Here is a 26644-nt window from a genome sequence, read left to right as displayed (position 1 = left end):
ATAGTGCTATTCCGTATTCAGCTGTAGCAATAACTGAAGCCTTCTAAAGTATGGTACATATAGAGAATATAAATAGGCTCAAGGAATAGGTGGAATATGGCGTTTTATGGTGATACTGACGCGCAAGAAACCCAAGAATGGCAAGATGCTTTTGACTCGGTTTTACAACACATGGGAACGGAGCGAGCGGCATTTTTATTAGAAAAACTCTATCAACGCGCAATTGCTACTCATGTTCCCATTCAGCGTCTAAATACTCCTTATCTCAATACCATTTCGGTTGAAGAAACTCCGGCAATGCCGGGCGATCAGGATATGGAGCGTCGTATTCGCGCCCTGATTCGCTGGAATGCTTTGGCGATGGTACTACGTGCCAATAAAACCGGTGATGATCTGGGTGGTCACTTGGCAAGTTTTGCATCTTCAGCAACCTTGTATGATGTTGGTTTTAACCACTTCTTTCGTGCCAATAGCGACCACTTTGGTGGCGACATGATTTATTACCAAGGACATTGTGCCCCTGGTATTTATGCACGTTCATTCCTTGAAGGTCGTTTGACTGAAGATCAACTGAATAATTTCCGCCGTGAAGTGGGTGGCAATGGTTTGCCAAGTTATCCGCATCCGTACTTGATGCCGGATTATTGGCAGTTCCCGACCGTATCCATGGGTCTGGGTCCAATCATGTCGATTTATCAGGCGCATATTCAAAAATACCTGATGAACCGCAGCCTGATTAAAGAAGAAGACCGTAAAGTCTGGGCTTATCTCGGTGATGGTGAGATGGATGAGCCAGAAAGTACAGGTGCGATTTCACTTGCTGGTCGTGAAAAGCTGGATAACCTGGTATGGGTTGTGAACTGTAACTTACAACGCCTGGATGGTCCGGTACGTGGTAACGGTAAAATCATTCAGGAACTTGAATCTTTATTCCGTGGTGCCGGCTGGCGCGTAATTAAAGTCGTGTGGGGTCGTCATTGGGATCCATTACTTGCCAAAGATGAATCGGGTGCTTTAAAAGCCGTGATGGAAGAAGCGGTCGATGGTGATTATCAGCGTTATCAGGTGAAAGGTGGTGCATATACCCGTGCTCACTTCTTTGGCAAATATCCGGAAGCTGAAGAGCTGGTGAAAAACTTAAGCGATGAAGATATTGATAATCTGAACCGCGGTGGTCACGATCCATACAAAGTCTATGCTGCATATGCTGAAGCGATGAAATCGACAGGTCAGCCCACAGTTATCTTAGCCAAGACTGTAAAAGGCTATGGTTTGTCTGAAGAAATTGAAGCGGTCAATAAAACCCACCAAATCAAGAAAATGCAGCTTGAATCACTCAAGTATGTACGTAACCGTTTCAACTTGCCATTTACCGATGAGCAGCTTGAAGAAGTGCCATTCTATCGTCCAAGTGAAAACTCGCCTGAAATTAAATACATGAAGGCGCGTCGTGAAGCATTGGGTGGCTATCTGCCTGCACGTCGTAAAGACAGTGAAGTTTTGGCAATTCCAGAACTTTCAGTATTTGATGCGGTATTAAAAGGTTCAAATGGCAAACAGCAATCAACTACCATGGTCATGGTTCGCTTAATTTCAGCACTACTGAAAGAAAAAGCAATTAAAGACCGCGTGGTTCCGATTGTACCAGATGAAGCCCGTACTTTTGGTCTGGAAGGTATGTTCCGTCAGTTGGGTATTTATGCCGCACATGGTCAGAAATACACGCCTGAAGACCAAGAACAGCTGATGAACTATCGTGAAGCCAAAGATGGTCATATGTTGCAAGAAGGAATTAACGAAGCCGGTGCGATGAGCGCATGGGCGGCGTTAGGCACTAGTTATTCAACCAATAACCTGCCAATGATTCCAATGTACATGTACTACTCGATGTTCGGTTTCCAGCGTATTGGTGATATCGCATGGGCAGCCGGTGATGCACAGGCACAAGGTTTCTTGCTGGGTGCAACTGCGGGTCGTACTACATTGAACGGTGAAGGTTTGCAGCATCAGGATGGTCATTCGCACATTCTGGCGAATACTATTCCGAACTGTGTGTCTTATGATCCATGTTTCGGTTATGAACTTGCGGTCATCGTACACGATGGTTTGCAACGCATGTATGTCAATCAGGAACGTGTGTTCTATTACCTGACCGTCATGAACGAAAACTATGAGCATCCTGAAATGCCGCAAGGTGTGGAAGAAGGCATCAAGCGTGGTATGTATCTGCTTGAACAGGATGATAAAGCCACTGTTCAGCTGATGGGTTCCGGTGTGATTCTTCGTGAAGTGATTAAAGCAGCGAAAATCTTACGTGATGAATACCAGATTCACTCGAACGTGTGGAGTGTGACCAGCTTCAATGAACTGGCACGTGATGGCATGGCTTGTGAAGAATACAACCGCCTGCATCCATTGGCTGAAGAAGCGAAGGAATCTTGGGTGTCTCAACAGTTGCGTGAAACTGATGGTATTGTGGTTTCTGCAACCGATCATATGCGTGCATACAGCGAACAAATACGTGCCTATCTTCCAGACAACCGTCCATTCGTAGCCTTGGGTACCGATGGTTATGGTCGTTCTGATACGCGTGGAAATTTGCGTAGTTACTTCGGTGTGGATGCCGCGCACATTGTGGTGGCAACCTTGAAGAAATTAGCCGATGAAGGCGAAGTGGATGCGCGTTTAGTCAAAGATGCGATTTCAAGCTTTGAGCTAGATACTGATCGTCCTGTCGCTTGGGCCCCTCAAGCACATCCTGAAGTTCAGGCAGTTGCAGACTATAAAGAACAATCAGGTGAGGAGAACTAAGCATGCAAATCAAAACACCTGATATTGGGGTAGATAAAGCCACCGTTGCAGAAATTTTAATCAAAGTGGGCGATACCGTTGCTGTTGATGACAGTCTGGTCTTGCTGGAATCGGACAAAGCCTCTGTTGAAGTGCCTAGCACTTCGGCAGGTGTGGTGAAAAGCATTCTGGTTAATCAGGGCGATGAGGTCACTGAAGGTGTAGCCTTAATCGAGCTTGAATCAGAAGATGCGTCCAATACAGTAACTGAAATTCAACAGGCAGATGCTTCACAAAAAACCTCGGAAAATACCCCGACCTCACTGCCTGATCAGGAAATTATGCAGGAACTGGCATCGTATCAGCCGAGTACTTCTCAGACATCTACATCGAGCAGCATTGTCGAAGTACAAGTCCCTGACATTGGCGTTGAAAAAGCGTTGGTAGGCGAAATTTTGGTACAAGTAGGCGATGTCATTGACGTTGACCAGAGCATTGTCGTGGTTGAATCAGACAAAGCGACTGTAGAAGTGCCAAGTTCAGTTTCAGGTATTGTGGAAAGCGTTGAAGTTCATGAAGGCGACACCGTAAAAGAAGGTGTGGTGCTGATTAAAGTGAAAGTTGCGGGTACAACTCAGGCTAAAACTGCTGTTGAAGCTCCAAAAGCAGAAACTGTACACGCTGCCGTAGCGAAATCTGAGCCTGTGGCAGAAGCTGTTCCAGCTCAAAGCGGTGCAATTGAAATTACCGTGCCTGATCTGGGTGTGGACAAAGCCACCGTTGCTGAAATTTTAGTGAAAGTTGGTGACACGGTTGAAGCAGATCAAAGCATCATTGTGGTTGAATCTGATAAAGCCACTGTGGAAGTGCCAAGCTCAACGGCCGGTGTGATTAAAGCCATTCACGTTGAACTGGGCCAAAGCGTCAGCCAAGGCGTGGCTTTGGTGACCATTGAAGGCAAAGTGAAGGCAGCCGCTCAAGCTGCACCTGCTGCAAAAGCAGAAGCTAAACCAGAAGCTGCTCCTGCTAAATCAGCGCCAGTGGTACAAGCACAAGCTCCAGTCGTTGCATCAGGTTCTGATAAGTTGACCAAAGAGCAAAGTGCGGCAAATGCCAAAGTCTACGCCGGTCCTGCGGTACGTAAATTGGCACGTGAATTGGGTGTGGTGTTATCTCAAGTGAAAGCGTCTGGTGCACATGATCGCTTGATGAAAGAAGATGTGTTTGCTTATGTGAAAACACGTTTAACAACACCTCAAGCAGCGCCTGTTGCACAGGCTGTAGCACAAGTTTCTGGCTTGCCTAAACTTCCTGATTTTAGTGCTTTTGGCGGTACTGAAGAAAAAGCCATGACACGCTTGCAACAGGTTTCTGTTCCGCAATTGTCATTGAATAACTTCATTCCTCAAGTCACGCAGTTTGATGCAGCCGATATTACCGAGCTTGAGGCTTGGCGTGGCGAGTTGAAAGGCAACTTTAAGAAAGAGGGCATTAGCCTGACCATTTTGGCTTTCATTGCCAAAGCCTTGGCGCATCTTTTAAAAGAGGAGCCCTATTTTGCAGGTCATTTGGCTGATGATCAGAAATCAGTATTGCTGCGCAATGAAATCCATATGGGGATTGCAGTGGCAACGCCGGATGGTTTGACTGTACCTGTACTGCGTAACCCAGACCAAAAATCAATCAAGCAAATTGCGATTGAATTGGGTGAGTTAAGTAAAAAAGCGCGTGAGAAAAAATTATCACCGAAAGATTTACAAGGTGCGAATTTTACCATTACCAGCTTGGGTTCAATTGGCGGTACAGCATTTACTCCGTTAGTGAACTGGCCTCAAGTGGCGATTTTGGGTATTTCACCTGCCACCATGCAACCGGTATGGAATGGTGAAGGTTTTGATCCGCGTCTGATGTTGCCATTGTCATTGTCATATGACCATCGTGTGATTAATGGTGCTGATGCTGCGCGTTTCACCCATAAATTGACTAAGCTTCTCGCTGATATTCGTACTTTGTTGCTCTAATCGGGTCATCAATTTCGAATTGCTATAAACCCTGCTTCGGCAGGGTTTTTTTATGGTCACGGATAATGAAGATGTCGGGAACATACGACTCATCTAATCCTCATCGTTTAATTTTATTTATTTTTAATCTATATTCTAAAAGCCAGGCAGTAAATTGATTTGATAAAAAACTGCTTTGCGATTAAAATCACATCACTTCATTGGGGAGTAGCCGCTTTTTACGCAATGTAAAAAGGTGATGGTCAACATAATTGTTCAACAGAACATGGTCATCATAGCAAAGAACCAAATCAGCTTTTTTTAAAGCTTCTTTTGTTGGCAAGACCTTTGATTTATCACTCCGCAGATTTTGGCTAGCAGGGGCGATAAGTCATCGGCAAATTTTGCTAGCCAGAGAAAGATCACATGCATGAACTGCTTATCTCTACCGCTATTGTTGCCCTCGCTGAAATGGGCGATAAAACTCAATTATTAGCACTTTTACTTGCGGCACGCTTTCGTAAACCCGTTCCGATCCTACTTGCTATTTTACTGGCAACCTTATTGAACCATGGGATATCGGCTATGCTTGGTCAGTGGATTACCACGGTCCTTAATCCGGATGTGTTGCTGTGGATTGTATCAGTTGGTTTTATCGCGATGGCGCTGTGGATGCTTGTTCCAGATGAACTGGAAGATGAAACCGATAATATTAATAAATGGCAAAAATATGGTGTGTTTGGAGCAACCTTTGTGCTGTTCTTCCTGGCTGAAATAGGCGACAAGACCCAGGTGGCAACCGTTGCTCTGGCTGCGCGTTTTGACAGTGTGTTCTGGGTGATGCTAGGAACGACAATTGGGATGATGATTGCCAATGCACCGGCAGTCTTTGTCGGAAATAAACTGGCTGATAAATTGCCAATTCCACTGATTCATAAGATTGGCGCAAGCATTTTCTTAATTATTGGTGTTGCAACCTTGGTGCAACATTATTTCTTCTAAAGTTGAATCGTAGTGAAAAAAATCCTGGCATTTTAGTCGGGATTTTTTATTGCAAAACGCATCACAATTTACTGATAAATATGACAATATTTCAATGCATGTTTGTTGTAAACCGCCATAATTCCCTATATGTTGTATGGCATAAAAATGCACTTTTACAACGATATTTTGGGGAATGGGTTATGGCATTTGATCGCACTACATCACAAGTGTTATTTGATAATGGCACACATAAATGTATTAGCTTTACCAGTCTGGTCAAAGGTGAAGGGGTACAAGCCAACCAATTTCTGATTTTAGATAATGAACGTGCCGCAGTGCTAGATCCAGGCGGTGATTTAACCTATGTCCCACTGACTATGGAACTGAATAAATATACCCGCTTGACCAATCTTGATTATGTCATGGCTTCCCATCAAGACCCCGATATTATTACCTCAATGCCACGCTGGTTGGTGTATACCGAAGCCAAAGTAGTGGCTTCTAAACTTTGGGCGCGTTTCTTACCGCATTTGAACTCGGCATTTATGAGTGACCGAATGAAAGGTGGATGGCTGGAACGCTTGATTGAATTGCCAGACCACGGTGGAATCATTCCTTTGGGCGAATCACGTATTATTGTTGTTCCTGCGCATTTCCTGCATTCGGTTGGCAACTTCCAATTTTACGACCCGATTGCAAAAATTTTATTTTCAGGCGATATGGGCGCATCGATGGTTGATGATGCTTCTAAGCCACTGGAAAATTTTGCAGCGCATATTCCCAAGATGAAAAGCTTTCATCAACGCTATATGTGTTCAAATAAAGTGATTCGTCTTTGGGTCAATATGGTTCGTACTATGGATATTGAAATGATCGTGCCACAGCACGGTACCCCATTCATGGGTAAAGAGCAGATTAACCAGTTCCTGGATTGGATTGAAACTTTACAGTGCGGTACAGACTTGATGGATGAAACGGTATTTACCTGTCCAGAATAAAATCTCTGCTGTTCACTGATTTTTCTTGCGTATAAAAGCAACATTTTTTAAAATTTCTCGCTAAAAATTAAACCTTTGATGACGAGAATTTAAGAAATGTTGTCTCAAGTCGCTACGCAGGATGCGTGTTTGAGTTGTGGAGCATGTTGTGCTCATTTCCGAGTTTCATTCTATTGGGCGGAAGGCATTCCCATACCCGAGCAGTATACTGAACCGCTCACTGCGGTATATTCATGTATGCAAGGCACCAATCAGGCACAGCCTTATTGTGTAGCGCTCGAGGGGAAAATTGGTGAACAGGTCAGTTGTGCAATTTATACAGTGCGCAGTTCCAGTTGCAAAGAAGTGCAAATCGCCGATGAGCAATGTAATAAAGCCCGCCGTGCCTACAATATGATTCCATTTATACCCATCGAAACAGCAGAACCGATCAATGATGATAATTTTGATCAGGTCGTTTAATAGTAGATAAAATTAAACCTTAAGCATCGTAATGCAGCAGAGTTACTGTTTTTGAACAAGAAAACATCGTAAATCTTCAGCAATGCAAATTTATTTTGCATTGCTGTTTGAAATTAACATGAATAAAACTGTTTTTTTTGTTTATAATGGCGCACGGAAATTACCAGTGAGACTGTTATGTTGACCATCGTTCAAGAAGCGCTAACCTTCGATGATGTCTTATTACTCCCTGCCTACTCAACTGTTCTCCCAAAAGATGTCTCCTTAAAGACACGCCTTACTCGTGGCATTAATTTGAATATCCCCCTTGTTTCAGCCGCAATGGATACTGTGACAGAATCACGTATGGCAATTGCGATGGCGCAAAACGGTGGTATCGGCATCCTGCATAAAAACATGGATATTTCTGCTCAAGCAGCTGAAGTACGTCGTGTGAAAAAATTTGAAGCAGGGATGGTGAAAGATCCTATCACTGTGACTCCAGAAACAACCGTTCGTGAATTGATTGCGATTACTCAAGCCAACAATATCAGCGGTGTACCTGTTGTTAAAGATGGAAAAGTTGTCGGGATCGTGACCGGTCGTGATACACGTTTTGTCACCAATTTAGAGCAGCCAGTTAGCAACATCATGACTGGTCAAGACCGCTTGGTGACTGTTCGTGAAAACGAATCTAAAGAAAATATCCAAGCCTTATTACAAAAAAACCGTATTGAAAAAGTATTGGTTGTTGGTGATAACAACGAATTGAAAGGCTTAATTACGGTCACTGATTTCCGTAAAGCAGAGCTTTATCCAAATAGCTGTAAAGATGACCTTGGTCGTTTACGCGTTGGTGCGGCAGTAGGTACGGGTATAGAAACACCTGCACGTGTTGAAGCACTGGTTGAAGCGGGTGTGGATGCGATTGTGGTGGATACTGCACACGGTCACTCTGCGGGTGTAATTGAACGTGTTCGCTGGGTTAAAGCCAACTATCCGCAAGTTCAAGTGATTGGCGGTAACATTGCAACGGGCGATGCTGCATTGGCTTTACTTGATGCAGGTGCGGATGCGGTTAAAGTCGGTATTGGTCCTGGTTCAATCTGTACTACGCGTATTGTTGCAGGTATTGGTATGCCACAAATCTCTGCAATTGATTCTGTTGCCAATGCATTGAAGGAACAGATTCCTTTGATCGCTGATGGTGGTATTCGCTTCTCTGGCGACATGGCGAAAGCTATTGGTGCAGGTGCCAGCACGATCATGGTCGGTTCACTGCTTGCAGGTACTGAAGAAGCACCGGGTGAAGTTGAATTCTTCCAGGGTCGTTACTACAAAGCATACCGCGGTATGGGTTCATTGGGTGCAATGGCGGGTGCGACTGGTTCTGCAGACCGTTATTTCCAGGACTCTAAAGCGGGTGCTGAAAAATTAGTACCAGAAGGCATTGAAGGTCGCGTACCTTACAAAGGTCCTATGGGTAATATCGTGCACCAAATGATGGGCGGTTTACGTTCATCTATGGGCTACACGGGTTCTGCAGTGATTGAAGATCTTCGTCAAAATGCGAAGTTCGTAAAAATCACTTCAGCCGGTATGTCTGAATCGCATGTGCATGATGTGACCATTACTAAAGAAGCGCCAAACTACCGTGTTGGTTGATTTTTAGTAATCCAAGCTATGAAAAGCCGTCATTTATATGACGGCTTTTTTGATTTTGGTGTAAAGTATTTACAGCAAAATGGGATGCTCAATGTCCCCCATAAATGTATAAAAAGTGAGTAAAAAATGAGTTATTTTGGAACAGATGGTATTCGTGGAAAGTTTGGGGAGCTTCCAATTACACCTGAATTTGCGCTCAAGTTGGGCTTTGCAGCAGGTAAAGTTTTAAAACAAATGAGCAATAAGAAAAAACCCATCGTTGTTATGGGTAAAGATACCCGTTTATCTGGCTATATTTTAGAATCAGCTCTACAAGCAGGTTTAAATGCTGCCGGTGTTTATGTTCATTTATTGGGTCCATTACCAACCCCGGCTATTGCACATTTAACTCGTGCAATGCATGCCAGTTTAGGCATTGTGATTTCAGCTTCGCATAACCCTTATTTTGATAATGGGATTAAGTTCTTCTCAAGTGAAGGAAAAAAATTGCCTGATGAAATTCAAGACGCAATTAATCAAGAACTTGAAAAAGAATTGAAAATTGAAGATACCGCAAACTTGGGTAAAAGCGTTCGTGTCAAAGATGCCAACGGTCGTTATATTGAGTTTTGTAAATCAACATTCCCTTACCATTTTGATTTAAGTAATTTAAAGATTGTGGTGGACTGTGCCAATGGTGCAGCTTATAACGTAGGTCCTTCGGTATTTAAGGAATTGGGTGCAACTGTTGTTGCTCTTCACAATGAACCGAATGGTTTAAACATCAATGAAAATTGTGGTTCAACCCATCCGGAAAACCTACAAAATGCAGTAGTTGAACATCAGGCAGATTTAGGTATTGCCTTTGATGGTGATGCAGACCGGGTGGTCTTGGTCGATAAAAATGGTCAGTTAGTTGATGGCGATAACATCCTCTATATTCTTGCCACACAAGCCAACCATAAACCTGCAGGAATTGTTGGTACCGTAATGAGCAATATGGCACTTGAATTGGCTTTAGAAAAAGCGCAAGTTCCATTTGTACGTGCCAGTGTAGGTGACCGTTATGTGTTGCAGGCACTGGATGACAATGGCTGGGTAATTGGGGGTGAACCATCTGGGCATATTCTGACCTTAGATAAGAGCACCACAGGTGACGCGATTATTGCAGCCTTGCAAGTGTTGACTGTTATGGTTGAACAGAAAAAAGCCCTACATGAATTGGTTGCAGACTTCCATTTATTGCCCAATGTACTGGTGAATGTTCGTTTAGAGGCAATGTTTGATCCCTATGCTGTACCTGCACTGCTGACTGAATTTGAAAAAGCTGAACAACAACTGAAAGGTCGTGGTCGTTTACTGATTCGTAAATCAGGAACTGAACCTGTCATTCGTGTGATGGTGGAAGGTGATGATCTTCAGGAAGTAACGGATTTAGCCAACCATCTTGCAGATGCTGTCCGTACCAATGCTGCTTAAGGTAACAATATGAATGATGTAATTAAAGATTTGAGTGAACTTCGCTTAAGTTACCAAAAAGGTGAATTACACGAAGCTCACGTGGATGAAAATCCACATGTGCAGTTCCTAACGTGGTTTAACGCCTCTTTAGAAGCCAAATTGCATGAACCCTATGCTATGTATTTGGCAACGGCAAATGCGCAAGGTCGTCCACATGTACGTACCGTATTATTGCGTGGCGCAACTGAAGCGGGTTATGACTTTTATAGTAATTATGACAGTCAAAAAGGCTTGGATTTAATTGCGAATCCATATGCGGAATTGTTGTTTTATTGGCCTGAACTGGAACGTCAAATTCGCGTCAGTGGTAAAGTTGAAAAGATCTCTTTAGAAGAATCGACTGACTATTATCATAAACGTCCACGTGATAGCCAGATTGCAGCGCATATTAGCACGCCACAAAGTGGTGTCATTGCCAGTCGTGAAGAATTACAAACACGTTTCCAAACCTTGCAAGATCAGGTAAGTGATAAAACAGAGTTGGCTAAACCCGAATTCTGGGGTGGCTACCGTTTGGTGCCGGACTATTACGAATTTTGGCAAGGTCGTCCAAATCGTTTACATGACCGCTTAAGTTATGAAAGAATCGATGGTACATGGAAATTACAACGGCTCATGCCTTAAATGCCAAAAACACTGATTCAGCAACGACCTTTTATTACACGCCCTGAAAATATTCAGGGCGTGTCGCCCTTTATTGCGCAAATTTTAGCGCGCCGTGGTGTGCAATCTGAACAAGAACTCGAACTTAAACTGAAACATTTACTCGCTCCAAATATGAAAGGTTTAGAGCAAGCCATTCAAATTATGGATCAAGCCATTGATGAAAATAAGAAAATAGTCATTGTCGGTGATTATGATGCCGATGGTGCAACCAGCACCGCATTGATGGTTCTAGCTTTACGAGATATGGGCGGCAATGTTGAATATTTAGTTCCTGACCGTTTTAAATATGGCTACGGTTTAACCCCTAAAATTGCCGACCTGGCTTTTACCAAGTATCAGCCAGACCTGTTGATTACGGTGGATAACGGTATTTCCAGTCATGCAGGGGTTGAGCAAGCCCAAGCGCATGGCATGCAGGTGATTATTACTGATCACCATCTGACCACCAAAGAAACCCCAAAAGCTGAAGCCGTAGTCAATCCAAATCAATTGGGCTGTGAATTTCCAAGTAAGGCCTTGGCGGGGGTAGGCGTGGCATTTTACTTGCTTGCCAACCTGTCGAGTTACCGAAGTAAATCAGGAAAATCGACTTCCAAGGTTGCACAGTATTTAGACCTGGTTGCACTGGGTACTTATGCAGACGTTGCAAGTCTGGATTATAACAACCGGATCTTGGTGGATGCCGGGGTTAAACGGATTCAGCAAAATCAATGTCGTGCCGGGATAAGTGCTTTACTTGATATTGCAGGACGAGAACCGTCTCAACTCAAAGCCCAAGATTTAGGCTTTGTGCTTGGACCTCGAATTAATGCCGCTGGGCGTATGGAAACCATGGACATTGGGATTGAATGTCTCATGGCGAGCGATATGCAAACTGCCTATCCATTGGCACAGCAGTTGAATCAGCTCAATGTTGAACGTCGCCAGGTTGAAGCGCAGATGAAACAAGAGGCTTTATCTGAATTAGCAACCTTGCAATTGGATCAGGCAGATTTACCTGCAGCTTTAATTTTATTTGAACCACATTGGCATCAAGGCGTGATTGGTATTGTTGCGGGTCGTCTGAAAGAACAGTTTCATCGTCCGAGCATCGTTTTTGCGGCAGATGATGATGGCATTCATATCAAAGGTTCTGCACGCTCAATTGAAGGCGTGCATATTCGAGATGCGATTGAACTGATTGCGGAACAACATCCACATTTAGTCAGTCACTTTGGTGGACATGCCGCAGCAGCAGGTTTAACGATTCAGAAACAGCATTTTGAAGAATTCAAACAGGCTTTTGAGCAACTCATCTCGACTATGGATGAATCGCTGTTTCATGCCACCTTATGGACCGATGGTGAATTGCCGACCGCAACTTTTCAAATTGACACCGTCGATCTGCTGCAAAATCTAACGCCGTGGGGACAAAAATTTCCATCACCGATTTTTGAAGGTGTATTCAAAGTCTTAGATTATCGCTGGTTAAAAGAAACCCATTTAAAACTGCGTTTGGCTTTGGAAAATGGTCAAATTGTGGAAGCGATTGCCTTTAATGCCAGTGAAAAATTCGAATTTGATGCCATGCAAGATAGTGTTCGACTGGTGTATGAGCTCGATAAAAATGAATTTAATGGCAATGTCAGCCTACAGATGCGGATTGCACATCTGGAACAATGATTTCAGTAAAAAAACCGCTCAATTGAACGGTTTTTTTTGCTTTTAATCTGGGAATTAGAAGCGGAAAGTACCATTGATACCGAATGAATCTACGCCATCAGTGGTCGTATAATTTAAACCAGCAGCAATCGTTGGAGTAAAGAATTTTTGTGCCCGTAAACCAAATATTGTATCTGAATTATCTTCAGTAGAATCTGCAATTGATACACCAACACCCAGTGTTGGATCGATATAAAGATCAGCAGCTAAACGGTAAGTCGTTTCATCACCAAAATAAGTTAAACCTTCGAAATTGGTATAATGGTTACCAATCTGAGTCACATATTTTGCCCGTAGAGATACTGCTGTATCATCACCTACAGTGACTGCATTTAAAAGATTAGGTACAAAACCATAATTAGCCACTTGAACAGGGTCTACATTTTCATCTGCTGCACCTACAGCTAATAATAAGCCATTGATTGGTAGATAGCCGACTTCAAATGCATAACCAGTATTGTCATCATCACCAAAGTCAACTTGGTTAATTGCACTGCTTACATAGAATTGGGTATTTGGAATAAAAAACTCACCGCTTACACCAAAAACATCAATATCTTCATCCCCATCACCACTTGCATTGGCATAACCTAAACCAATATTGCTGGCTTTATCTAAGAATGCTGCTTCAGCAAGAGGAGCATTTTTAACTTGAACGCCATTTAGGTAATATTTGCCATTGATGAAGAAAGTATCTAAATCCCCACTAACATCGTCAAAGTCAGTATTTTCATAGCCTACGTTAAGTTCAGCTTGATAAGCGTGTGCAGTTCCTAGACCAGCCAAAAGCGCTGTAGCAAGAGCAAGTTTTTTAAGCATTTAGATTTCTCTCTTTATTATAAAAATATGACTGTTTGATGAACAGTTGTAACAGATTGTACAGCTATTAATCGCACCGTCAATGTGCAAAAAATACCTAAACGCCTATTAGAAGTGCAAAAACCCATCCGAAGATGGGTTTTTTATAACTGACTAATTTTGAGTTGAGATTAGAAGCGGTATTTTGCGGCTACACCAAATTTGTTGTAGTCGTTATTACCGTATTCACCAAAACCTACACGGCCTTCAAGGCTGACTTGAGGGGTAAAGAATTTACGTGCACTCACGCCGAATTCATTTTGATCCCAAATATCATTACTTTGATAATCGACGCCTACGCTCATGGTTTTATCAATAAAGTAATCTGCTGCCAGATTATATTCATCTAGATCACCAAAAGCGGCACCGGCTTCCAAGTTAATGTCTTTACCGTTGCTGAGTGTGGTGACATATTTAGCACGTAATGTTGGATCTACGCCGTCATCAACGTCATTATCCCAACCTTTTACACCAGCGGCGATTAACAGGCCAGGTGCGGGTAAATAACCCACTTCTGCAGCATAAGTGGTTAAATCATTGTCTAGATCATCGTTATCTTTAAGATCATGACCATTCACGTTACCACTTAAGTAAAAATCTGAATTAGGTACAAAGTATTCTGCACCTACACCATAAGTATGTGCTTCAGTATCACCGACTTCATCATATTGATATTGTGCGCTGACGTTACTGGCACGATCAAGGAAAGCTGCTTCGGCTAATGGAGCATTACGGGTTTGAACCGGATTAAAGTAGTAGGTGCCATCAACACCGAAAGAGCCGCTTGAGCTACCATTATCAGGATCAATCAGTCCTGCAGATGCACCGACTTCTGCCTGATAAGCATGTGCTGCTGTACCCGTAATAGCTAGAGCAGAAAGAAGTGCTGAAGCAATGGCTAATTTTTTCATGGATACTACCCCTCAAATTTCGTTTAAAATTAATACATTTTTTGTTACAACTTTCAGTCTAGAGCAAAACAAAACCAGGTCAATCCATGGAAAGTTACAGAAATGTTTCTAACGTAATGTTGTGTAATTAATATTTAATAAATATTTGAAAAATATAAGAATATTAAAATGTTTTGTTTTATTAAAATTGTGGAGAGTTAATGGATTTATGTGAATTTTTAATAAAATTTTAAGTATTTCGTAACATAATAATGAGTTAACCATAAAAAAACACCCTCAATTGAGCGTGTTTTTAAGTATTCATTTGAGTGCTTTTTTTTCAATTAAAAACGATAAGTTGCATTGATATTGAATGCTTGAATATCATTACCAAAACCAACTTCACCACCCACTGCAAAGTTAGAATTAATGAAATATTTAGAAAGAATGGCGAAAAAATCAACATCGTCTTCGCCATCATCTTGAATATTATAAGCTGCACCTAAGCTGAAAGCCCGGTCGAAATAGTAGTCTGCAGCAAGGGTCACTTCATCTTCATCGCAAAATGCACCGTCAGCTTCCAGATTTAAAAATTGACCTTGATCCATGGGTGCTACATATTTTGCACGTACTGCGAAGCGATTATCTTCCAAGTCACTATCGCCTTGATAGCCATCAATACCTGCCGCCAATAATAAATTCGATACAGGCATATAACCGACTAATGCACGATAAGTTGTAACATCAGAATCGTGAGTGACATTCCCCAAAGGAGAGGTCACTTTGATTTCACTCTGACCAAAACCTAATTCACCATTTAAATAAAATTGTTCAATAAAATATTCAATTCCACCATAAATTGTATGTAAATCAGCTTCAGATTTTGTAGCTAAAATAGTTTTGCTTTCTAAATAGTTGTAGGTATAGCCAAGATAAGCATTGCTGTTATGACCTAAAAATGCGGCTTCATTAAGAGGTGCATTTTTAGTAGAAACCGGATTAAAGTAAAAAGTACCCTTTAGCTCAAACTGATTGTCTGTATCGGTAAAATTATCATCATGATCAGTGTAGGTGAAGCCACCATCTAATTGAGCATTATAAGCAAAACTTGAAGAAGCAATTGCAGCAAGATCAAGCGCTAATAGAGTGCGTTTCATAAAACCCCCAAAGGTTATTGTTGTAATAAAATTGTAATAATGTATAAAAAACATGCGAATTGTTTATAAAAAAGACATTTTGGTCAACTGTTATTGCATCTCTGCCCTCTAAAATTGCATCCATGCTCTGTGTTATAATTGATGGCTATTTAAGCCTAATATTCTGATTGAGAGTAATTCACGTGGAAATTAATCCTTATCTAAACCAATTAAAAGACTTAAACGACCGTGGTCAAACACTACGGGGGTATCTTTGACTACGATCTGAAAAAAGAGCGTTTAGAAGAGGTTCTCCGCGAGTTAGAAGATCCAGCAATCTGGAATGATCAAAGTCGTGCGCAAGCGATGGCCAAAGAAAAAGGCGAGCTTGAAAACGTATTAAATGTGCTTGAAGGTTTATCAACACAGCTTGAAGACGCGCAAGCGCTGCTTGATTTAGCGGTTGAAGCAGACGACGAAAGCTTGCTTGAAGATGTACAAGCAGAGTTAGATGCGTCTGAATCGGAACTGGCAAAACTTGAATTCCGTCGTATGTTCAGTAATCCAATGGATCCGAACCCATGTTATGTGGAAATTCAGGCCGGTTCGGGTGGTACGGAAGCACAAGACTGGGCATCCATGTTGCTTCGTATGTATATGCGCTGGATTGAACGTCACGGCTTTAAAGCAGAATTGATGGAAGAATCTGACGGTGATGTTGCCGGGATTAAATCGGCGACCATTCGTGTAGAAGGCGAGTATGCCTATGGCTGGTTACGTACCGAATCCGGTGTCCACCGTTTAGTGCGTAAATCGCCATTTGACTCGGGTAACCGTCGTCATACTTCATTCTCTGCAGTTTTTGTATCACCTGAAATCGATGACAACATCGAAATTGATATCAATCCGGCAGATGTCCGTACCGATACCTATCGTGCATCGGGTGCCGGTGGTCAGCATATTAACAAAACCGACTCTGCAGTACGTTTAACCCATGCACCAACAGGTATTGTGGTGGCATGTCAGAACCAGCGTTCACAACATGCCAACCGTGACCATGCCTGGAAACAGTTACGTGCAAAACTCTATGAATTAGAGATGAAAAAGCGTACCGATGCTGCGCAGGCACTGGAAGATACCAAGTCTGATATCGGTTGGGGCAGCCAGATTCGTTCATACGTACTGGATGACTCACGGATTAAAGACTTGCGTACCAGTGTGGAAAGCTCGAACACCGGTGCAGTCCTCGATGGTGATCTGGATAAATTTATTGAAGCCAGTTTAAAACAGGGTTTATAAGTTTATTGCTGGAAAAACAGAGGCCGGTCCTCTGTTTTTTTAGCTTTAAAATTGGGTGATGCGAGTTCATCCAACCCATTGATCAGACAATGTTAGAATAGAGTGAATTTGTACAAGATTGCAGCAATTTACAAAATGAATATATAATATCGATAAATTTCGATATTAATATCGTATAAATTCGATATAATGATTCTAGGTAAGGTGCTGATCATGAACATGAGTGAAATGAGATGGACACAGAAGCAATTTATAAAGCCTTAGCCAACCCGATTAGACGTCAGATTCTGCAATGTTTAAAAGAACCTGAACGCTATATTTCTGTTGAAGAATGTGGAACAGATTTTAGTCGTGGCGTGTGCGCAGGGCAGATGGAAAAAATTGCCGATATCTCTCAATCGACCATGTCCAATCATTTATCGGTGCTGCAACAGGCAGGACTGATTCATGTTACTAAATATGGGCAATGGTCTTATTTCTCACGTAATGAAGCGCTGATCGAAGAGTTTTTACAACATTTACAGCATACGCTTTAGACTTTAATCAGTCCGGGCAAGCTGTAAGAGGATTGCTGGATGACAGATTTTTCAACACCGATTCAATTTGGTGAACTTAAACTTAAAAACCGCGTGGTGATGGCACCATTAACACGTAGCCGTGCCACAGTAGATCGTGTACCTACACCAATGATGGCCGAATACTATGCGCAACGTGCGAGTGCAGGTTTAATCATTTCAGAAGCAACGGTAATTTCAGAAGAAGCCAATGGTTATGAAAAAACCCCCGGTTTATTTACTGATGCGCAAGTAGAAGGCTGGAAACTGGTTACTGATGCTGTGCATAACAAAGACGGTTTGATCGTGGCACAATTGTGGCATGTTGGTCGTGTTTCACATCCTGATTTATTAAACGGTGAAACACCGGTTTCTGCAAGTGATGTTAAACAGGCGGGTTATGTAAGCTTACTGCGTCCAAAACGTGAATATGTAGTACCTCGTCCACTGGAAATTTCTGAAATTCAAGCGATTACCGAGCAATATAAACAGTCTGCCATTCGTGCCAAAGCTGCGGGTTTTGACGGGGTGGAGTTGCATGCGGCCAATGGTTATCTGATTGACCAATTCTTGCAAAGTTCAACCAATAAACGTACCGATCTCTATGGCGGTTCGGTTGAAAACCGTGCCCGTTTCTTGCTTGAAGTGGTGGATGCCCTGATTGAAGTCTGGGGCGCAGGTCGTGTTGGTGTGCATTTGGCACCACGTGGTGATGAACATGATATGGGCGATGCCAATCCAAAAGAAACCTTTGGTTATGTGCTGGAACAATTGGGTCAGCGTAAAATTGCTTTCTTCTTTACCCGTGAATACTTGGCGGAAGACAGCATCAGCCTGGATATGAAAGCACGTTCTAACGGTGTGCCGTATATTGCCAATATGCGTTTAAGCCGTGAAGATGCGCTTGAATTATTGGCATCGGGCAAAGCCGAAGCGGTGTCTTTTGGTAAAGCCTATATTGCCAATCCTGACCTGTTTGAGCGCTTGGTGGAAGATGAACCACTGAATGAATTGAAGTTTGAAAATATGATTGGAACCGATATAGCAGAAGGTTATATCGATTATCCTTTCTTGAATAAACAGCTAGCCGAAAGCTAAGTTGATATATCAATAAAGCAGAATAAATCATTGGGCAGAGCAGAATTCATTAACATGTGAAGGCTGCTCTGTTATATTTTGCTGATTGAACATCATTTGAGGCAACTTGTTTGGCTACTCCTTTTTGGTACAACGCAGCATTATCAATCATTAAACCATTGTATCAATGGCGGATCAAAAAACGTGCGTTGAATGTGGAGCAATTGCAACAAGAATGTCTTGAGCGTTTTGGCCCATTCCAGACACCGAAAAATTTGCACGCCATCTGGTTTCATGTGGTCTCGGTGGGGGAAACCAATGCGGCACAACCCTTAATCGAACACTATTTAAAATCGGGTCATGCAGTTTTAGTGACCAATACCACCAAGACCGGACAGGCTCGTGCCAAGTCCCTTTTTTTAAAACCACCCTATGAACATTTGTTTCAGGCAGTGTATTTGCCTGCCGATCAGAAAAAATTAGTTCAGGCATTTTATCAAAAGTATCAGCCGAAATTATTGGCCTTGGTAGAAACTGAAATTTGGCCGAATTTAATTGATCAAGCCCAGCAATTTAAAGTGCCATGCTTATTGATCAATGCACGACTTTCGGAAAAATCAGCCAAAGGCTACAGTAAGGTTCAAGGGCTTAGCCAAGGCATGCTCAGTGGTTTAGACCAGTTACTGGCTCAAGACCAAGCAACCTTAGATCGTTTTCTTAATTTGGGCATGTCTGAAAATAAAAGTCAGGTGTTGGGTAGTATTAAATTTGATATTCAAGCACCTGAAAGCTTTATTCAACAAGCTCAGCAACTAAAACAAGATTGGAATTTATCAGCACGTAAAATCATCACCATTGCCAGTACGCATGCGCCAGAAGAACAAAAAATACTTAACGCGTTAAAGCCTTATCTGACGCAACATCCAGAAATTGTGGTGATTGTGGTGCCACGTCATCCGGAACGTTTCGATGAAGTATTTCAGATTGCTGAAAGCCTAGATCTAAAAACTCAACGTCGTAGTTTAGGTGAATCTATTCAGTCTGACACCCAAATATATTTAGCCGATAGTATGGGGGAAATGTGGCTGTGGTATGATTTAAGCCATGTCTGCTTTGTCGGTGGTTCGCTGAATGAACCGGGTGGTGGACATAATATTTTAGAGCCGATTGCCTTAAATGTGCCGACGGTTTTGGGTAAAAATTACTTTAACTTCCAGACCATTGTTAATGAATTTGTCGCAGTGGATGGGGTAAAAGTTGTCGATGATGCAGAGCAGGCGGCGAAGGTTTTAATTGAACTGTTAAATGATCACGTGGCTGCAAAGCAATTGAATCAACAGGCACAGCAGATCATGCTTAAAAATACAGGTTCTTTAGCCAAACATATTGCGGTGATTGATCAGTATCTCTAAAAAGCCCTGTATACATTACGTTGAAATTTATTTCGCGGAGGCGGCATGGATGCCGCCGTTAGGCTATGGTAAAGGGACTTACCATTAGCCTAACAAAGAGTTTTGCCTACTTTTGCTCTGTCAAAAGTAGGAACATGCCTACGCAACGTAAAATAAAGCCATGAAATGATAGGTGGCTGTGCAGGTGACTTTGCTTTTAATAGTTGATTTATAATTTATGAACATCGTCCTTCTTGACCCACGCCAAACTGAATCAGAGCTTTGGTCGATTAGCTCTAAACGTCAGCTTGAACATTTAAAACACCATATAAATATACAAGTAGGTGATACATTAAAAGTCGGTATTCGAGAAGGGCAACGTTACCTGACCGAAGTGGTCGAAGTGACTGAACAAGTGGTTAAACTCAAGCCGATTCAAATCGAACCCGTTCCGGCAAAATTACCGGTCACTTTAATTGTGGCGATGCCGCGTCCGAAAGTACTACGCCGTTTAATTATGGACAGTGTGACCTTGGGTGTCGAAAAGATTATTCTTTTGCACAGTTATCGGGTGGATAAAAGCTATTGGCAAACCCCATTTTTACAACAGCTTGATCAACATGTAACTCTTGGCTTAGAACAAGCTGGGGATACTATTGCACCCAAAATTGAAATCTATAAACGTTTTAAACCCTTTGTTGAAGATATCTTGCCCGGTTTAATTACAGCAGATTATCCGGCTTATGTGGCACATCCTTATGCAGACCTGAAAATGCCGTTTGCAATTGATCATCCATGTACCATTGTGATTGGACCCGAAGGTGGTTTTATACCTTATGAAGTGGATTTACTGATAAAAAACGGCTGCCAAGCAGTTAGCTTAGGCAACCGTATTATTCGAACCGAAACTGTAATTCCTTATGTGCTCGGTCGCTTATTTAGCGCGTGCTGATTCAGCCATTTCCGCTCCATCATTTCCACGATAGACTTTTACTTCCTGTACTGGGTAAGGAATAGAAATATTGTGTTCAGCAAAGGCTTCAATCACATGTTCTTGAACGTCACTGATGGATGCTGAAGTTGTGGTTTCAGTGGTATCTACCCACCAGCGCACATTCAGGTTAATTGAGAAATCTGCCAGCGCACTGACATTTACACTAAATGCTGGCTGGCTGAGGATGGTTTGGTCTTTATCCAAAATGCCCATGATGATGTTTTTGGCTTTTTGCACATCATCTTCATAGCCAATGCCGACCACAAACTCACAGCGGCGACGTTGATAGGCGGTATTTACCGTTACTGGGCTGGTATAAACCGTTGCGTTTGGAATCACGATACGACGGCCATCGGGTGAACGCAAGAAGGTCGCGCGAATCTGGATATCTTCAACCGTACCTTCCATACCCGACACGATAATGTCATCGCCAATTTTAAACGGTTCGCCCAGTAAAATCAGAATACCGGAAAGCAGGTTCTGGAAGATGTCCTTGAACGCGAAACCGATCGCGACCGAACCAATCCCTAAGGCACTCATCAGCTGACCTGGGGTGAATCCTGGAATGGCAATGACCATGGCAATCAGGAAACCAAAGAAAATAATGGCTGAACTACCAACACGGTTGAGTACCAGAACTAAATTTTGTTTGGTATAGCTGCGGTCGGCCAAGGCTTTACGGACAAAAAATTTAAACAATTTTGACAGTAAATAGAAGAGGGTAAATACCACCAACGCAATACAGATATAAGGTAAACGTTCCCAAAATGCCTCGACAAATTTATCGATGGTCGAGTAGGCATCATTGTATTTTGCGGTATGTTGAAGCACGGTTTGAGCCGTTTTTTCACCTGCTTCTTGCAACAGATCGGATGTGCCCTGAGTCACTTCACTCAAGGCATTGTTTTGTTCAGCCACTGGTTTTCCGAATCATAAAAATTATGGGCTATTTTGCCTGAAACTCAGCAATAATTTAACCAGCCATACGGGGTATTCACTGTAGTTTTGTGAAGAAACTGTCAGCAGCTTTTAAAAATATTGAGTGCCTTTTTGAATCACTTCTTGCGGCATTTCCAGTTCACCCTTACCGAACATATAAGACACCATGCTGCCTGAAGCCAAGAAACTTAACACAGTGATAATAATCATCAACCAGGCCAGTATTTTTTCCCAGACCGGTGTTTCACGGGGCAAACCATAGTTGTTGATTCCTGCTGTACCTGAACCTAACAGTAAATATAAACCGAGCAAAATATTTACTACAGGCAGTAAAAACAACAGAATCAGCCAGCCACTTCGGTTCATGTCATGCAACCGGCGTATGGTAATGACCATGACCAGATAGATGTACAGCACTAAAATAACCACGAAGCCGAGTCCTGCGATTCCCGTTATGGTGTTCACAAACTGATTGTCTACCGACAGGGTATTCAGGTTGAAAATACCCATGACCAAGCTCAGTGCAATCGTGGCAAAGAAAGTAATTAAATGCACAAAACCATACCAGCCAATTGAACTCAAACGACCAAAACGACCTTCTGGCGACAGGGGATTATCTGAGCTGCTCGGTTGAGGTCGGGAAAAAAAAGGAGATGAGTCTTGCGGGTTCATACGCTTTTTCCGGATAAAATTTAGATAAGAAAAATGTTGTATTTAGCAGAGTTAAAAGTACATTTTATGGTTAAAGTATAAGATTAAATAAACAGATCAGATACGAATAACACTGTTTTTTTTGTTGTATACGATAAGCAGTCTGTGTTTTAAATTGTATAAATAAACTACGACCAAAGCATGATTGGAGTGGTTGAAAAATAATCGTCATACTGTGGAAATGCAGTCAATAAAATCAATAACGTGGCATAGCATCTCGTGATGAGATGAAGAAGAGCAAGGAAGTACTTATGAAAGAGATCTATCCTGTACCAGAAGAATTTAAAAAAACCGCTCGTACCGTTGAGTCTGAATATTTCGAGCGTTATCAGAAATCCATCGATCAGCCGGATGAGTATTGGGCAGAGCAAGCCAATAAACTGGACTGGATTAAACCTTTTACCCAAGTCAAAAATACCAGTTTTGATAAGGATAATTTCAAAATCGAATGGTTCGCCGATGGGCAACTGAACCTCAGTGCCAACTGTTTAGACCGTCATTTAAAAGAACATCCGCATAAACCGGCCATTATCTGGGAAGGTGATCATCCTTCACGACATAAAATAATTTCGTTTAAAGAATTGCATGATGAAGTGTGCCGTTTTGCCAATGTGTTAAAAAAAAATGGGGTGACCAAAGGCGACCGTGTGGTGTTGTATATGCCAATGATCTCCGAAGCTGCCATTTCAATGTTGGCTTGTGCGCGAATTGGTGCAGTGCACTGTGTCGTATTTGGTGGTTTCTCACCAGACTCATTGGCCAGTCGTATTGAAGACAGCCAGGCGAAAATCGTGATTACCGCCGATTCTGGCATGCGTGGTGGCAAGCCGATTCCACTAAAAGAAAATGTTGATGCGGCACTCAAGGTACAGGGAACCGAATCGGTTCAAAATGTGATTGTGGTGTACCGTACCGGCAATCCGATTGATCTCAAGGAAGGGCGTGACCTGTGGTATCACATGGAAATCATGTCGGTCAATGAAATCTGCCCGCCTGAACCGATGAATGCCGAAGATCCTTTATTCATTCTGTATACCTCGGGTTCGACCGGCAAGCCGAAAGGGGTATTGCATACCACTGGTGGCTACCTCACTTATGTGAACTCCACTTTTCGTGAAGTGTTCGATATCAAGCAGGATGATGTGTTCTGGTGTACCGCAGACTTGGGCTGGATTACCGGGCATTCCTATGTGCTGTATGGGCCATTATCCACTGGAACAACCACTGTAATGTTTGAAGGTGTGCCACAATATCCAACTTGGGCGCGTACCGGTCATATTGTCGACAAACACAATATCACCATTCTGTATACAGCACCGACAGCGATTCGCGCCATGATGCGCGAAGGTGATGCCTTTATCCGCGAAAGTGACCGCAGCAGCTTGCGTTTAATTGGTTCCGTTGGTGAGCCGATTAACCCGGAAGCATGGAACTGGTATTACACCGTGGTCGGTGAAAGCCGTTGTCCAATTGTCGATACCTGGTGGCAAACTGAAACTGGCGGAATTTTAATTTCACCTTTGCCGGGAGCCACGGATTTAAAACCGGGTTCCGCTACTCGACCATTGTTTGGCATCCAACCCGCGATTGTCGATGCTGAAGGCAAAGAACTGGAAGGCGAAGCGGAAGGTAACCTGATCATCAAGGATTCCTGGCCGGGTCAGATGCGCACGATTTGGGGTGATCCAGAACGTTTTATTGAAGCTTATTTCTCAACTTATCCGGGAAGCTATTTCACTGGAGATGGCGCCCGCCGTGATAAGGATGGCTATTACTGGATTACCGGACGGGTGGATGATGTACTGAATGTCTCTGGACACCGTTTAGGCACGGCAGAAGTGGAAAGTGCCTTGGTGGCACATGAGCATGTGGCTGAAGCTGCGGTAGTCGGTATGCCACATGACATTAAAGGTCAGGGTATCTGTGCATTTGTCACCTTGCAGGCCGATTTTGAGGAATCCGAAGAGCTGCGTAAAGAACTGATCGACTGGGTGCGTAAAGTATTAGGACCCGTCGCTACACCCGATGCCTTGCATTGGGCACCCGCTTTACCGAAAACCCGTTCCGGTAAAATCATGCGCCGTATTTTAAGAAAGATTGCCGCCAATGAACTGGATACCTTGGGGGATACCTCAACCCTGGCAGATCCACAGGTGGTGGACAATCTGATCGCGACAGTCTATCCCAAGAACTAAGTCATTTTAGTCATTACCGCCTGCATTTTTCAGGCGGTATTTTTATTTTACGTATAAGGACTGCAGGCATTCAGATAAAGATGAAAAACATCATCTGCTAAGCTAAAAATATAGAAACAGATAGATATGATTATGAATGCCTCATCGCCACTTTTAAATTCAAATCCATTACAGATTGCTCAACAACTTGCGGAACAGTTTGCAAAGACTGCTGCTGAACGTGATAAACAAGGCGGCAATCCAAAATCCGAGCGTGATTTAATCCGTCAAAGTGGCTTACTGGGTCTTTCTATTCCCACCCAATACGGTGGGCAAGGGGCAGACTGGAAAACGGTTTTTCAAACCATTCGAACCATTGCCCAAGCTGATAGTTCACTGGCGCATGTCTATGGTTTTCACCATTTACTGATTGCAACGGTGCAACTGTTTTCACAACCTGAACAATATGGAAAATGGTTGGAGCAAACAGCACAAGAAAACCTGTTTTGGGGCAATACTTTAAATCCCTTAGACCGACGAACTACAGCAGTCAAAGTCTCTGAAACGGAATATGTATTTCAGGGCGATAAAAGCTTTTGTTCAGGCTCGATGGATTCAGATATCCTGCTTTGCTCGGGCTATAATGATGAGGGGAAATTACTGATTGGGGTAATTCCCACAGTACGTGACGGGGTCAGTTTTTTAGGTGATTGGAACAATATGGGACAGCGCCAAACCGACAGCGGCACCAGTCATTTCGAGCAGGTCAAAATCCAGCAGCATGAGTTGCTGTTAAATCCAGGCCCACTGAGTACGCCGTATTCGAGTTTACGTCCGCTGATTGCACAATTGATTTTTGTGCATCTGTTTTTAGGGGTGGCAGAAGGCGCCTTTGAAACAGCAAAACAAACCGTGCAAACTCAAAAAGCATGGTCAAAATCTTTGGTGGAAAATTCCGTGAATGATCCATTTACGCAAAAGCATTTTGCCGAGTTTTATGTGCAGCTTGAGGGCGTGCGTTTACTGGCCAATAAAGCGGTAGAGACTTTGCAAAATGCCTGGAACATGGGTGAAGCATTAACAGCCGAGCAGCGCGGTGAAGTGAGTATTGCCATTGCCACAGCAAAAATTGCTGCAACCCAGACTTCACTGTTTGTGACACAAAATATTTTCCAGGTGATGGGTGCACGCGCGACGACTGCCAAACTGAATCTCGACCGTTTCTGGCGCAATGTCCGTACCCAGACGCTGCATGACCCGATTGATTATAAATATCAGGAAGTGGGGGAATGGGTGTTAACAGGTAAAGTCCCTGATCCAAGTTTTTATTCTTGATGTGATTATTCAAAAAAGCCTCTATCTCGGGAGGCTTTTTTATTGAGGTATCTGCTCTTTTTTAATAATAGCGAAAAAGGGGTAGTCTTCTCTTTAGCCTTCGTTTTCCCCTCACCCCAACCATTTATCTCAGGGAGAGGAAGTTTCTCCTTTTAGGAGATGAGAACCCTCAGAATATATTCTGAGTTAGCAAGGGAGAGGTGAGATGTTTATCGAAAGGGCAGATGAGTAATATTAAAAAAGTCTATGCATAAAAAAAACCCTCAAGCCGAGCCTTGAGGGCATAGGTATCTACACATCTTTAGGTACCTAATGCAATCGCAGCAATCTCATTCAGTTCATCTATTGAATATTCCGAAAGTAGTTGAAGAGTGTTCAGTAAAATCGAAAGTCCTGCCAATATTGCAGGTGCACTTTCCAACTTGCCCCTTTTCTGCTGCCTGCCTGAAAGACGGGCCAGAAATATACGGATTTTCTGATTTTGTTCATCTGTACAGCGCTGTATTCTCCAAGTTACTACACACGCCATGCAACTAATCAG

Annotated in this window: 21 protein-coding genes, 1 pseudogene and 1 riboswitch; of the genes and pseudogenes, 16 read left to right on the top strand and 6 right to left on the bottom strand. The window is 42.8% G+C overall.

Annotated features, from left to right (window positions below; translation table 11 throughout):
* Positions 1-96: 96 nt before the first annotated feature.
* The 9 genes from aceE (at position 97) to recJ (ending at position 12706) form a co-directional block, all read left to right on the top strand.
* Positions 97-2811 carry a pyruvate dehydrogenase (acetyl-transferring), homodimeric type gene (gene aceE, locus E0409_RS04735; protein WP_131288319.1) on the top strand — a complete coding sequence of 905 codons (2715 nt, stop codon included), beginning with the start codon at positions 97-99 and terminating at the stop codon, positions 2809-2811.
* A 2-nt stretch (positions 2812-2813) separates the two neighbouring features.
* Positions 2814-4811: a 2-oxo acid dehydrogenase subunit E2 gene (locus E0409_RS04730; protein WP_131288316.1), complete on the top strand. Its 1998-nt coding sequence runs from the start codon at positions 2814-2816 to the stop codon at positions 4809-4811.
* A gap of 190 nt (positions 4812-5001) precedes the next feature.
* Positions 5002-5144: riboswitch (yybP-ykoY riboswitch) on the top strand.
* Between the two features lie 72 nt (positions 5145-5216).
* Entirely contained in the window at positions 5217-5792 is a 576-nt protein-coding gene (locus E0409_RS04725; protein ID WP_131288314.1) for a TMEM165/GDT1 family protein, read from the top strand.
* A 182-nt stretch (positions 5793-5974) separates the two neighbouring features.
* Positions 5975-6772 (top strand): oxygen-binding di-iron domain-containing protein, encoded by a 798-nt coding sequence (locus tag E0409_RS04720; RefSeq protein ID WP_131288311.1) that lies wholly within the window; start codon positions 5975-5977, stop codon positions 6770-6772.
* Positions 6773-6868: 96 nt separating this feature from the next.
* Positions 6869-7234 (top strand): YkgJ family cysteine cluster protein, encoded by a 366-nt coding sequence (locus tag E0409_RS04715; RefSeq protein ID WP_131288308.1) that lies wholly within the window; start codon positions 6869-6871, stop codon positions 7232-7234.
* 177 nt (positions 7235-7411) lie between these two features.
* A complete protein-coding gene (gene guaB / locus E0409_RS04710) occupies positions 7412-8878 on the top strand; it encodes an IMP dehydrogenase (RefSeq protein ID WP_131288303.1) in 1467 nt (488 codons plus the stop codon).
* A 126-nt stretch (positions 8879-9004) separates the two neighbouring features.
* Complete coding sequence (gene glmM, locus E0409_RS04705) at positions 9005-10336, top strand: phosphoglucosamine mutase (RefSeq protein WP_131288301.1); 1332 nt, start codon at positions 9005-9007, stop codon at positions 10334-10336.
* A gap of 9 nt (positions 10337-10345) precedes the next feature.
* Entirely contained in the window at positions 10346-11002 is a 657-nt protein-coding gene (gene pdxH, locus E0409_RS04700; RefSeq protein WP_131288298.1) for a pyridoxamine 5'-phosphate oxidase, read from the top strand.
* A complete protein-coding gene (gene recJ, locus E0409_RS04695) occupies positions 11003-12706 on the top strand; it encodes a single-stranded-DNA-specific exonuclease RecJ (RefSeq protein WP_131288295.1) in 1704 nt (567 codons plus the stop codon).
* Between the two features lie 54 nt (positions 12707-12760).
* On the opposite strand, the gene E0409_RS04690 is transcribed toward recJ, so the two are convergent.
* The 3 genes from E0409_RS04690 to E0409_RS04680 form a co-directional block, all read right to left on the bottom strand.
* Positions 12761-13564: a putative porin gene (locus E0409_RS04690; RefSeq protein WP_131288292.1), complete on the bottom strand. Its 804-nt coding sequence runs from the start codon at positions 13562-13564 to the stop codon at positions 12761-12763.
* 170 nt (positions 13565-13734) lie between these two features.
* Positions 13735-14514: a putative porin gene (locus E0409_RS04685; RefSeq protein ID WP_131288289.1), complete on the bottom strand. Its 780-nt coding sequence runs from the start codon at positions 14512-14514 to the stop codon at positions 13735-13737.
* 323 nt (positions 14515-14837) lie between these two features.
* A complete protein-coding gene (locus E0409_RS04680; protein ID WP_131288287.1) occupies positions 14838-15650 on the bottom strand; it encodes a putative porin in 813 nt (270 codons plus the stop codon).
* Between the two features lie 182 nt (positions 15651-15832).
* Between E0409_RS04680 and prfB the strand changes: the two genes are divergently transcribed.
* The 5 genes from prfB to E0409_RS04655 all read left to right on the top strand — a co-directional run bounded on the left by prfB (position 15833) and on the right by E0409_RS04655 (position 20902).
* A protein-coding gene (gene prfB / locus E0409_RS04675) for a peptide chain release factor 2 (protein ID WP_131288284.1) occupies positions 15833-16928 on the top strand; the annotation gives its coding sequence in 2 pieces (ribosomal slippage) (positions 15833-15904 and positions 15906-16928; 1095 coding nt in all).
* 233 nt (positions 16929-17161) lie between these two features.
* Positions 17162-17464 carry an ArsR/SmtB family transcription factor gene (locus tag E0409_RS04670; RefSeq protein WP_131288281.1) on the top strand — a complete coding sequence of 101 codons (303 nt, stop codon included), beginning with the start codon at positions 17162-17164 and terminating at the stop codon, positions 17462-17464.
* A gap of 39 nt (positions 17465-17503) precedes the next feature.
* Positions 17504-18580 carry an alkene reductase gene (locus tag E0409_RS04665; RefSeq protein ID WP_131288278.1) on the top strand — a complete coding sequence of 359 codons (1077 nt, stop codon included), beginning with the start codon at positions 17504-17506 and terminating at the stop codon, positions 18578-18580.
* A gap of 110 nt (positions 18581-18690) precedes the next feature.
* Positions 18691-19971: a 3-deoxy-D-manno-octulosonic acid transferase gene (locus E0409_RS04660; protein WP_131288275.1), complete on the top strand. Its 1281-nt coding sequence runs from the start codon at positions 18691-18693 to the stop codon at positions 19969-19971.
* 217 nt (positions 19972-20188) lie between these two features.
* Entirely contained in the window at positions 20189-20902 is a 714-nt protein-coding gene (locus E0409_RS04655) for a 16S rRNA (uracil(1498)-N(3))-methyltransferase (RefSeq protein ID WP_131288273.1), read from the top strand.
* Here E0409_RS04655 and E0409_RS04650 read toward each other — a convergent pair.
* Together E0409_RS04650 and E0409_RS04645 are read right to left on the bottom strand one after the other, a co-directional pair.
* On the bottom strand, positions 20885-21862 hold the full coding sequence (locus E0409_RS04650; protein ID WP_131288270.1) for a mechanosensitive ion channel family protein: 978 nt from the start codon (positions 21860-21862) through the stop codon (positions 20885-20887). The two genes, E0409_RS04655 and E0409_RS04650, sit on opposite strands and share 18 nt — an antisense overlap.
* A 111-nt stretch (positions 21863-21973) precedes the next feature.
* Positions 21974-22555, bottom strand: a complete 582-nt coding sequence (locus E0409_RS04645; RefSeq protein WP_131288268.1) for a DUF805 domain-containing protein — start codon at positions 22553-22555, stop codon at positions 21974-21976.
* A gap of 290 nt (positions 22556-22845) precedes the next feature.
* On the opposite strand from E0409_RS04645, the gene acs reads away from it, so the two are divergent.
* Together acs and E0409_RS04635 are read left to right on the top strand one after the other, a co-directional pair.
* Positions 22846-24789, top strand: coding sequence for an acetate--CoA ligase (gene acs / locus E0409_RS04640; RefSeq protein WP_131288265.1), 1944 nt, complete (start codon positions 22846-22848; stop codon positions 24787-24789).
* 132 nt (positions 24790-24921) lie between these two features.
* Positions 24922-26103 carry an acyl-CoA dehydrogenase family protein gene (locus E0409_RS04635; RefSeq protein WP_131288262.1) on the top strand — a complete coding sequence of 394 codons (1182 nt, stop codon included), beginning with the start codon at positions 24922-24924 and terminating at the stop codon, positions 26101-26103.
* 301 nt (positions 26104-26404) lie between these two features.
* On the opposite strand, the pseudogene E0409_RS04630 reads toward E0409_RS04635, so the two are convergent.
* Positions 26405-26644 (bottom strand): annotated as a pseudogene (locus E0409_RS04630) (transposase); the annotation flags it as partial.

This window comes from Acinetobacter sp. ANC 4862 (assembly GCF_004336635.1).
In the GTDB taxonomy this organism is placed as follows: domain Bacteria; phylum Pseudomonadota; class Gammaproteobacteria; order Pseudomonadales; family Moraxellaceae; genus Acinetobacter.
The sequence above is the reverse complement of the archived record's forward strand: the minus strand, read 5'-3'. Positions and strand labels throughout refer to the sequence as shown.